Raw genomic sequence first — 10,301 nt, forward strand, 5'->3', positions numbered from 1 at the left:
AGGCCGTAGCGGCCGCCGATGATTTTGCAGCCTTTGCCTTCGAGCGCGGCAACCACGTCGAGGTAAAGCGGCTCGCCCAGGGCGCCCGGCTCTTTGGTGCGGTCGAGAACGATGATCTTCTTGGCGGTTTCCGGAATGCAATCAACGAACGCTTTCGCGGAGAACGGACGGTAGAGGCGAACCTTGACGAGGCCGAGCTTTTCGCCCTGCTCGTTGAGCTTTTCGATGGTCTGCTCGATGGTATCGCAGGCGGAGCCCATGGCGATGACCACCTTCTCGGCATCCGCCGCGCCGACGTAGTCGAACAGGTTGTACTGGCGGCCGAACTTGGCGGCGAACTTGTCCATGTATTCCTGGACGATTTCCGGAATGACATCGTAGTACTTGTTGGAGGTTTCGCGGCCCTGGAAGTATACGTCCGGGTTTTGGGCGGCCACCTTGAGGGTCGGGTTTTCCGGCTTGAGGGCGCGGGCGCGGAAGCGCTCGATGTATTCCGGCTCGATCATGTCCTTGAGCACGGCGTAGTCGATCATTTCGACCTTCTGCAACTCGTGCGAGGTGCGGAAGCCGTCGAAGAAGTTCAGGAAGGGAATCTGCGCCTTCAACGTGGCCAGGTGCGCGATGGTCGCCATGTCCATCGTTTCCTGGATGGAGCTGGCGGCCGTCATGGCCCAACCGGTGTTGCGGACGGACATAACGTCGGAGTGGTCGCCGAAAATGGCGAGCGATTGCGCCGCGAGCGAACGGGCGGAAACATGGAAAACGGTCGGCAGCATTTCGCCGGCAATCTTGTACATGTTGGGGATCATCAACAGAAGCCCCTGCGAAGCGGTGAAGGTGGTCGTCAGCGCACCGGCGCTCAACGAACCATGAACCGCACCGGCGGCACCGGCTTCGGACTGCATCTCAACCACATCGACGGTTTTGCCGAAGAGGTTTTTTTTGCCTTGGCTGGCCCATTCTTCCGAATACTCGCCCATGTTGGATGAGGGTGTAATCGGATAGATCGCCGCAATGTCGGAAAACGCGTACGCGATATGAGCGGCCGCGGTATTACCATCGATGGTAACCATTTTCTTACTCATGGTCTGTTTACTCCTTGGTTAAGGTACCATTAATTATAAAAAAGAACGGAAAATTCGCCTGTTTCAGGCTTTTGTCCCCGGGTCTCCCCGTAAAAGCCCCGAATAATCCCAGAACCCGCCTGAATTGAAAGTTTTTTTGGCCGCTTTTTTCACTGGATTTGCATGGAAATGGCCTATTGGAATTGAGTCCAAATAGCCCTTTCAACAAAAAAGGCCCCGAAGCGGGGCCTGGAGGATGAAAAAGGGCATTGGCTAAAAGGATGAAGGGGTATTCAACAAGGGGTCGCTGACCATGATATTCCTCGCCGATTCATCCTCCGCCAATGCAAATACTACGGTGTCGGCCGAGTCGGGCGCGACGGTGACAATTTTGGTTTCAAAGCCTTCGAGCTGAAGTTCGAAGCTGCGCTCGCTGCGGACGTGCTGCTTGAGCGGGGTGGTGCCGATGAACTCGGCGCCGCCGGGGCGGTAGACTTTCGCCCCGCTGGGCTTGCTGTCGATCAGCACAACCTTTTCCAAGGCGGCAACGGACTTGATGAGCGGAACGACCACCTCCGGGCTGGACTCGGAAGAGAGCATGAAGGGCTTGATGTCGTACCCCTCCTTGTGGATCTCGAAGGCCGAATCCCTTTCAACCAAAACCTCGATCGGCGTGGTGCCGATGAGCTCGACGCCGCCCGACCGGTAGAGAACGGCCTGCGACGGATTGCTCTTGATGATCACATAGGGTTTCGGCTTCAGCTTGACGGTGACCAGCCGCGGGGAGTCCGGCGCGATGGTCAACTGCTTCGTGTAGTAGCGGTCCTGCATCACTTCGATTTCCATGTCGCCTTTGAGCAACTGGCGGAACGGGGTGACGCCGAGCGTAACGCCGCGATGCACCACGGTGGCTCCGGAGGGCTCGCTTTCCACGATCACAATCGGTTCGCGTTCCATCTTCAGGGTGTAGGGACTCGGCGTATGCTCGCTGATCGAAAAATCCAATTCATAGTAGCCCTCCTTGCGGAGCTGGAGATACCGTTTTTCAGTTGCCGGAATCGCCAGCGGGGTCGTTCCCAGCTTTTTGCCGTTGGCCACGTAGACGTCGGCGTTCTTCGGGTTGCTCTCGACCATGACCGTATCTTCGCGGCTGAGATCAACCATGACGTCGCCTTCCGGATCCTCGGGGATGGTGAATTTCTGTTCCGCATAACCGGGCGCCCGAACCAGGAATTCGCGGTAGGGTTTCGAGTAGTCGATGCGATACGGCGTGCGGCCGACGCGCCCGACGCCTTCCACGAACAGCTCGGCCCCGTTGGGCTTGCTAACCAGCAGCACCCGGTCTCGCCGGGCCAGCACCACGCTGATGTTTTCGGGATCGATCGGCGAAACCACGATGGTCTTCGAGAAATAGCCGGGCTTGCGAAACAGCAACTCCTTGTCACTGGCCAGCAAATTGACTTTCAGCGGAGTCGTTCCGATCAACTCGTTGGAATCCTTATAGTATACCTCTGCCCCCGAGGGCGTGCTCTTCATGGTCACGGGGGCGCACCCCGACAAGAACAGGGAGGAAAAGATCCCTGCGACGATGCAAAATCCAAATGCTGCTTTCCTAATCATGCCAAACCCTTTGAGTACTCTTTCCTACGTTCCAAACCATGGCGGAAGGTAAAGCAATCGCCGTACCAACCCAGACAAATCCTCGGATTTCACTCTTTTTCCCCAGCAGGGAATCGAGTTGACGACGCCCGACAAATCGCCTTAACTTCGCTTCAATGAATTATCGGACGATACGGACGCCTATTCCAAAATAGGCACGCAATTCGCTGTGCTCTCAGGCACCCACGACCTGAACCTGCCCCCCCTCTTTCCCATGCATGAAACGACCCTACATTTTGACAACGCCAGCGAGGCCCGCGAAATCGGCGGAGCGATCGACCGGCTGTGCGCACGCATCGAAAAGGACCACGGCCTGCAACTGGTCGTCCGCGACTTAACCGTCAGCATCCGCGGCGACGAGGAGGCGGCGACCCGGGTGGGCCGGTTCTTCGACGACCTGCGCAGCGTACGCAACCGGACGCGGCTCGACGACCAGGCAGTGGACTATGCCTACGATGCCTTCGCCCGCGGCGAGGAAAAGGTGTTCGAAAAACTGGCGAGCATCCGCATCGACGTCAATCCGCGCAAGCCCGCCGTTTTCCCCAAGACCCTCGGGCAACAAATCTACCTCGACGCCATGCAGGCCAACCCGATCACCTTCGGCATTGGCCCCGCCGGAACCGGCAAGACCTATCTGGCCATGGCCATGGCCGTCTCGGCCCTGCTCAAGGACGACGTCAGCCGCATCATCCTCACCCGCCCCGCCATCGAAGCGGGCGAAAGCCTGGGGTTCCTGCCGGGCGACTTCCAGCAGAAGGTCGCCCCCTACCTGCGGCCGCTTTACGACGCCCTATACGACATGATCCCGGCCGAAACCATCGAAACCCTCATCGAGCGCGGCATCATCGAGGTGGCCCCGCTGGCCTACATGCGCGGCCGCACGCTCAACCACGCCTTCGTCATTCTCGACGAGGCGCAAAACACCACGCCGCAGCAGATGCTCATGTTCCTTACCCGTCTGGGCTTCGATTCCAAGTGCGCCATCACCGGCGACCTCACCCAGATCGACCTCCCCAACCGCAGCTCCTCGGGACTCATTGAAGCCCGTTCCATCCTCCGGAACATCCCGGGGCTCGAATTCGTCGCGCTTTCCGAGCGCGACGTCGTGCGCCACCCGCTGGTGCAAAAAGTGATAGAAGCCTATCAGGCCAAACGAAACGCCTGATGCGGCCGCAACGAAGCAACACCGTGAAGAAAACATCCAAGAAAAAGCAAAAAGGCATCGCCGAGCGCAAGACCGAGGTCAAGCGCACGCACGATGTACCCTATAAAGCCATCGGCTTGGGCACCCTGCTCTGGCTCATCGTGACCTGGCTGTTTTTCGGACACGGCATCGTCCGCACCCCGACGCTCGCAAAAGGCCAAAAGGTGCCCTCCACCATCACCGCCTCCGTCGACTTCCGATGCGAAAACCTTTCCGACACCGATCTGGCCCGTTCGCGGGCGGCCGCCTCGGTTCCCTTGGTTTTCACCATCGATCCCGCCCCGGCGCAGGACGCCATCCGGATCATGGGCGAGCTGTTCAACCGGCTCGGCAAACATGCCGTCGCCTCGACCAACGAACAGCCCAGCATCATCAAATCGATGAACGACCTGATTATCAAATCATCGATCGATGCCACCGCCCTCGTTGCGGTCGTCCCCACCAACGCGATCAAAGAAACCAAGTCCGTCGTACTGACCGGACTTGAACAGGTGATGGCAAAAGGCATCCTGCCCGACGAATACCGCATCACGCTCTTCGCCAACAAATCGAACGAAAAGCTGACCATTGCCTCGGGCACGGATACCGTGGGCAGAACCGTGAGCCTTCTGGACCTTTACTCCTCGCGATCCGCCATCAAGGCCATCACCGAATCCATTTCCGACCGTCCGCGGCGCGAGCTGCTCAACCGCCTGCTCGCCACGGTGGTGGTCGAGAACATGAGCTACGACAAGGAAGCCACCGCCGCGGCCGGCAAACTCGAAGCCGACAAGGTGGCACCCAGCATCCAGCGCTATCCCGAAGGCACCATCATCGCCCGCGCAGGCGACGAGGTGACCGACCAGATCCAGTTGCTGATCAAGCGCCACGACGAACAGCGCATCGCCGACAAAGACGCGCTCGAACAATCCCTGGAAATCCTCGGCAACGGCATCCTGCTGCTCGCAGGGCTCATCGTGACCGCCGTCATCCTGCGCGTCGGGAACACCACGATGATCCGCGATCCGCGGCAACTGGTGCTCATGATCCTGCTCTCGCTCTTCACCTTGGGCACGGCCCGGTTGCTCACCCACATCGCCGGCTACTACGCCCCGATCGCGCCGATGGTCGTCTATCTGGTTCCACACGCCCTTGCCATCCTGCTCACGGGTATCCTGCTCGGCGGGAGCGCCGCCATCTGCCTCGGCTTCTGGACCAGCTTTGGCACCGCCGTATTGTTCGACCAATCCTTCAGCGTCTTCGCCCTGGGCATGGTCATCACGGTCACGGCCGCGAGTTGCGCACGCAACGTCCACCGCCGCGCCAGCCTTTTCCGCGCCGGGATCTGGGTTTGCGCCGTCAAGGTGATCTACGTGCTGATCACCGCCATCCTCAACCAACCCAACCTGCCAACCCTCGGCTGGCAGATCGCCGCCGCCGTCATCTCCGGCATGTTGGCCACCATCCTCACGATCCTGCTGATCCCCGCGTTCGAAAAAGCCTTCAAGATCACCACCGACATCACCTTGCTCGAACTCTCCGACATGGGCCACCCGTTGCTCCAGAAGATGGCCATGCAGGCGCCGGGCACCTACCACCACTCGCTGATGGTCGCCACCCTCGCCCAGAACGCCGCCGAGGCGATTGGCGCCAACCCGCTGCTGGTGCGCGTCTGCGCCTACTACCACGACATCGGCAAAATGGCCAAACCCGAGTTCTTCACCGAAAACATCCAGCACAAGGAAAACCCGCACGACGACCTCTCGCCGCACATGAGTGCGCTCGTCATCTCCTCGCACGTGAAGGAGGGCCTCACGCTGGCCAAGCGGCACAAGCTCCCCCAGCCGATCCTGGACGCCATCGAACAGCACCACGGCAACGGGCTGATTTCCTTCTTCTACCACAAGGCCAAACAACTCCAGGGCGACGGAAAAACCTCCATGGCCGACCTCATCAACGATTCCGACTTCCGCTACGGCGGCGCGCCCGCCGTGACGCCGGAAATGGCGATCCTCGCCCTGGCCGATTCCGCCGAGGCGGCCTCGCGCTCGATCGAAAAACCGACGCCGCAAAAGATTTCCAACATGATGGACGACATTTTCGCCGGGAAGATCCGCGACGGGCAGCTCGACTACGCCAACCTCACCATGGCCGAGATCAACGCCGTGAAACACTCGTTCATCTTCTCCCTATCCAACATGCTTCACGGGCGCATCCCGTACCCCAAGGACAATGACAACCACACTGCTAAATCAACAGGAAAAGCATCGGCTCCAGCTGAGCAAACTCCAAAAGCTGGCTGATTGGCTCGCCGCCAAACTCGAAGCGCGCACGGTCGAACCGTGGTCCGAGGTCTGCATCGTGCTGACCGACGACGAAGGCATTGTGCCCGCCAACCTCGAATACTTCGGCAAGGCGCGCCCCACCGACGTGATCAGCTTCCGCTACGACCCCATTCCCGGCGAGGACGAGGGCTTTAGCGGCGACCTGATCGTCAACGTCGACCGCGCATTGCAGGTGGGCCCCGAGCAAAACGGCGCCGACTACGAGCTCGCCCTCTACATCGCCCACGGCTTCGACCATCTCGCCGGATCCGAGGACGACACTCCCGAAAAGAAAAAAGCCATGCTGGATACGGAATCCGCATGGCTTGCCGAGGCCGGCAAGAGGGCCTCGGGGTTGTTTGGCTAAGAAACGACCTACCCGTTTTTCATCTGGGCCAGCACGCGCAGGCGCAGGGCGTTGAGCTTGATGAAGCCCGTGGCGTCGGACTGGTCGTAGCCGCCGGCCTCGTCGAAACTGACGATGGCGGGGTTGTAAAGCGAGTACGGCGAACGGCGGCCGCAGACGTGCACGCCGCCCTTGTAGAGCTTGACGCGGACATCGCCCGTGACGCTTTCCTGGCTCTGCGTGATGGCCGCCTGGAGCATCTCGCGCTCGGGGGCGAACCAGAACCCGTTGTAGACGAGCTTGGCGTATTGCGGGATGAAGCCGTCGCGCAGGTGCATCGTTTCGCGGTCCATGCAGATGGATTCAAGCGCGCGGTGCGCATGGTGCAGGATGGTGCCGCCGGGTGTTTCATACACGCCGCGGTCCTTCATTCCGGTGAAACGGTTTTCCACGATGTCGATGCGACCGACGGCGTGCTCGCAGCCAATGGCGTTGAGCTTCTTCAGCAACGCGGCGGCTCCGAGCTTTTCGCCGTTGACGGAAACCGGGATGCCCTTTTCGAAACCGATCTCGACATACTCGGCTTCGTCGGCGGCTTGGCTGAGCGGCTTGGTCATGCACCACATGTTTTCGTCGGGCTCGTTCCACGGATCTTCCAGGATCCCGCCCTCGAAGCTGATGTGCAGCATGTTGCGGTCCATGGAATAGGGCTTGGCGGCGGAAACCGTGGTCGGGACGCCCTTCTCTTCGAGATATTTGATCATGTCGGAGCGGCCTTCGAAGGGGAAGTCTTCGGGCATCCGCCACGGGGCGATCACCTTGACGTCGGGCTTGAGCGCGTAGGCCGTCAGCTCGAAGCGGACCTGGTCGTTGCCTTTGCCGGTTGCGCCCTGGCAGATGGCCACGGCACCTTCGAGGTTTGCGATGTCGATCATGCGCTTGGCGATGAGCGGGCGGGCGATGGAGGTGCCCAGCAGGTAGGTGCCTTCGTAGATGGCGTTCGCCTGCATCATCGGGAAGATGTAGTCGGCGGCGAACTCTTCCTGCACGTCATCGACATAGCACTTGACCGCGCCATGCTTGAGCGCCTTGGCCTCGAGGCCGTCGAGTTCCTCTTCCTGCCCGACGTTGGAACAGTAGCAGATGACCTCTGCATTGTATTTTTCCTGCAGCCAGGTGAGCAGCACGGTGGTATCGAGACCGCCGGAATATGCGAGTACAACTTTCATGGTTCATTCCTTTCAGTGAGTATAAAACGAAGGGGTTTCTACCGGGTACGGGCGCGCCAATCAACAACGAAAGGCGTCATCCCTCCCGGAGGCGCAACAAAATATCCTCCAGCACGGGCACGAGGCCATCGACCGTCTTCGAGAGCTTCTCCGGCGATGTTTCGCTGTCGTCCGGCATCCCGTTCAGCCGGACCAACAGCGAAGAGAGCGAGGCCGTGAGCATGTTGAAATCCTTGAACGCGGGATGCTGGACCACTTTCTCGAACGCGCCCTGCTTGTCGAGCCCCCGCATGGCGGCAAAACAGCGGTCGTTGAGTTCGAGCAGGCGGGCGCGGGCTGCCGCATAGGCGTCCTGTTCGCGGTCGTAGAAGAGTTCGATGTCTTCCCACAACTCCTGCCACAGCTCGTGGAAATCATCCTGCTCGTCGGCCGACTTGAAATAGAGCGCGCGGCCGGCGCAAATCCGCGCGAGCACCTCGTCGGGCGAGCTCTTTCCACGATAGAGGGCGTCGCGCATGTAGGCTTCGGCCTCGTCTTCCGAGATGGAGAGGCCCAGCTGCTTGAAGAAATCGTCGAGTTCGCCCGGCTCGTCCTCCGGATCGCCAAAGAGGGAGGCGAACAGGTTGTCCATCGGCTCATCGCCCTCATTGCAAAAGACGGCCCGATCGGCGAGCGTTTTGACGACGATATCCTGCTGGGCGTTGAAAAAGGCGGCCAGCGAAAGCGGCGGGTGCTTCATGAGCGGATAGGACCCGACCTCTTTTCCCAGCAGCATCATGACGGAAAACTGCTCGTAGCAGTCGCCCTCGACGCCGAGTTCGTCCTGCATTTGCTTGTAGGCGTCGCGCATGGCCACGGTCCAGTTGCGGACGTCAGACAGCTCCAGCGGTTGGCTGGCGGGCGCATGGGAAATAGAATAGACGCCCTGCATCCAATCCAGCACGCGCACCATCAGCGAGTCGCCGTTGCGGAACCCGCATTCGGCAAAATAGTCGCGCAGGTCGAACGTGGCAACCAACACCGAATCCGACCGGTTTTTGTTGGCCGGATTGTCGGCCTCCAGATATTCCTGCGCCTGCGTTTTTCCGAAAAAGCAGAGCGCGTCCATGGCGCGCGCCTTCGCGAGTTTGATTTCGCGGACGTGAGGCGCCGAGCCATCGGGCAGCACCAGCCAGACATCGGCGGGAAAAACATCGCGCGACAAGAAAGGCATGAAGCGGTGTCCCGGGAAGAGGAATCCGCCCTCGACCTCCACCGGGGTCGGCGTGATGCGAAACTCGGCGCCCTGGAAAAACATGCGGCGCGGAAAAAACAGCGAGACGCCCGGTTTTTCGAACGACTCGAACAGATAGCGGCACGAGGCCGCCAAGCCGTACACTTCGTTTTCGTCCACCCGACCGAGGCTCGCGGCGAGATAATCCATCAGGTCGCCAAGATAAAACCCGTCGTCGGAGGTGCGCCCGAATTCATCAACCAATCCGGGGAGGTCGTCGCGCTTCATGGCAGCCTAAAACGGGATATCGTCTTCGTATTCGTCGAAGTCGGCCGGAACATCCTTGTCGGCAACCGGGGGTTTGTCTTCGGCGGCCGGCGCGGCGGCGCTGGACTGGATCTTCCAGCCCTGAAGGTTGTTGAAGTAGCGGCCGTTGTATTCGCGTCCGCGGATATCGAACGTGACCGTAACTTCCTGCCCAACCTGCACCGTGTCCAGCAGGCTCACCTTGTCCTGCACGAACTCGAGATTGATCTCCTGCGGATATTTTCCGTCCTCGACGGTCACCACCATCTCACGCTTGGTAAATCCGCTCCCGAACGTCTGCGCGTCCTGAATCAGCTTAACTTTGCCGGTTAACTCATATGCCATTATTCATTCTCCTTGTTTAAATACTATTGCCCCATGCCGCATTGGCAGGGATTGGGCGAAAGGGCCGCCGATTCCTCGTGTAGCTCCAGACACGCTTCCCCGAGAAGCCGCAGCGCCTGGTCCACCTCTTCCTGGGAAACATTCAGCGGGGGAAGCAACCGGAGGACATTACCCGCCGTGGCCAGCGATAGCATGCCTTTTTCCAGCAACTTTTTCTGCAGCGGCGCCGCCGGGACATCGAGTACCAGACCGAGCAAAAGCCCCAGCCCCCGCACGCCCGAAATCCACTTCTTGTGCTTCATCGCGATCTCGCAGAGCCCCTCGATGAAATAGGCGCTCATCACCATCGTATTGGCGAGCAGCTCCTCCTCCTCGATCACATCGATGACCGCCAGGGCGGCGGAACAGGCCAACGGCGTTCCGCCGAAGGTGGTGGCGTGGTGGCCGGGCTGGAAGATATCGGAAAGCTTCTGGCCCGCGACGACCGCGCCGATCGGGAAACCGTTTCCGAGCCCCTTGGCCAGCGAGAACGCATCCGGCACGACATCGTAGTTTTGGAATCCGAACCATTTGCCGGTCCGGCCCATGCCGCACTGCACTTCGTCGCACAGCAGCAAGATGCCTTTTTCATC

Annotated in this window: 8 protein-coding genes and 1 pseudogene; 3 read left to right on the forward strand and 6 right to left on the reverse strand. The window is 60.1% G+C overall.

Annotated features, from left to right (window positions below; all coding sequences use genetic code 11):
• Positions 1 to 1,085: pseudogene (locus ABYO54_RS08720) on the reverse strand (pyruvate:ferredoxin (flavodoxin) oxidoreductase); the annotation flags it as partial.
• A gap of 252 nt (positions 1,086 to 1,337) precedes the next feature.
• Positions 1,338 to 2,684, reverse strand: a complete 1,347-nt coding sequence (locus ABYO54_RS08725; RefSeq protein WP_372807864.1) for a PEGA domain-containing protein — start codon at positions 2,682 to 2,684, stop codon at positions 1,338 to 1,340.
• Positions 2,685 to 2,892: 208 nt separating this feature from the next.
• On the opposite strand from ABYO54_RS08725, the gene ABYO54_RS08730 reads away from it, so the two are divergent.
• From ABYO54_RS08730 to ybeY, 3 genes are read left to right on the forward strand one after another with little or no spacing between them, the layout of a single operon-like run.
• Complete coding sequence (locus ABYO54_RS08730; protein ID WP_372807865.1) at positions 2,893 to 3,888, forward strand: PhoH family protein; 996 nt, start codon at positions 2,893 to 2,895, stop codon at positions 3,886 to 3,888.
• 23 nt (positions 3,889 to 3,911) lie between these two features.
• Positions 3,912 to 6,209 (forward strand): HD family phosphohydrolase, encoded by a 2,298-nt coding sequence (locus ABYO54_RS08735; protein WP_372807866.1) that lies wholly within the window; start codon positions 3,912 to 3,914, stop codon positions 6,207 to 6,209.
• On the forward strand, positions 6,139 to 6,597 hold the full coding sequence (gene ybeY, locus ABYO54_RS08740; protein ID WP_372807867.1) for an rRNA maturation RNase YbeY: 459 nt from the start codon (positions 6,139 to 6,141) through the stop codon (positions 6,595 to 6,597). The genes ABYO54_RS08735 and ybeY overlap by 71 nt, the downstream gene beginning before the upstream one ends.
• A gap of 8 nt (positions 6,598 to 6,605) precedes the next feature.
• Here the strand turns inward: ybeY and ABYO54_RS08745 are convergent, their stop codons facing one another.
• The 4 genes from ABYO54_RS08745 to ABYO54_RS08760 all read right to left on the reverse strand — a co-directional run.
• Positions 6,606 to 7,805 (reverse strand): argininosuccinate synthase, encoded by a 1,200-nt coding sequence (locus ABYO54_RS08745; RefSeq protein ID WP_372807868.1) that lies wholly within the window; start codon positions 7,803 to 7,805, stop codon positions 6,606 to 6,608.
• A 76-nt stretch (positions 7,806 to 7,881) separates the two neighbouring features.
• Positions 7,882 to 9,306, reverse strand: a complete 1,425-nt coding sequence (locus ABYO54_RS08750; RefSeq protein ID WP_372807869.1) for a hypothetical protein — start codon at positions 9,304 to 9,306, stop codon at positions 7,882 to 7,884.
• 6 nt (positions 9,307 to 9,312) lie between these two features.
• On the reverse strand, positions 9,313 to 9,669 hold the full coding sequence (locus tag ABYO54_RS08755) for a DUF3127 domain-containing protein (protein ID WP_372807870.1): 357 nt from the start codon (positions 9,667 to 9,669) through the stop codon (positions 9,313 to 9,315).
• A gap of 23 nt (positions 9,670 to 9,692) precedes the next feature.
• A partial coding sequence (locus tag ABYO54_RS08760) for an aminotransferase class III-fold pyridoxal phosphate-dependent enzyme (RefSeq protein ID WP_372807871.1) occupies positions 9,693 to 10,301 on the reverse strand: 609 nt, incomplete at its 5' end.

This window comes from Pontiella sp. (genome assembly GCF_041622395.1).
Lineage (GTDB): Bacteria > Verrucomicrobiota > Kiritimatiellia > Kiritimatiellales > Pontiellaceae > Pontiella.

Bases quoted from the DNA above. Each gene is read 5' to 3' on its own strand.
- ybeY (WP_372807867.1), top strand. From the start codon at position 6,139: ATGACAACCACACTGCTAAATCAACAGGAAAAGCATCGGCTCCAGCTG.
- ABYO54_RS08745 (WP_372807868.1), bottom strand. From the start codon at position 7,805: ATGAAAGTTGTACTCGCATATTCCGGCGGTCTCGATACCACCGTGCTG.
- ABYO54_RS08725 (WP_372807864.1), bottom strand. From the start codon at position 2,684: ATGATTAGGAAAGCAGCATTTGGATTTTGCATCGTCGCAGGGATCTTT.
- ABYO54_RS08750 (WP_372807869.1), bottom strand. From the start codon at position 9,306: ATGAAGCGCGACGACCTCCCCGGATTGGTTGATGAATTCGGGCGCACC.
- ABYO54_RS08755 (WP_372807870.1), bottom strand. From the start codon at position 9,669: ATGGCATATGAGTTAACCGGCAAAGTTAAGCTGATTCAGGACGCGCAG.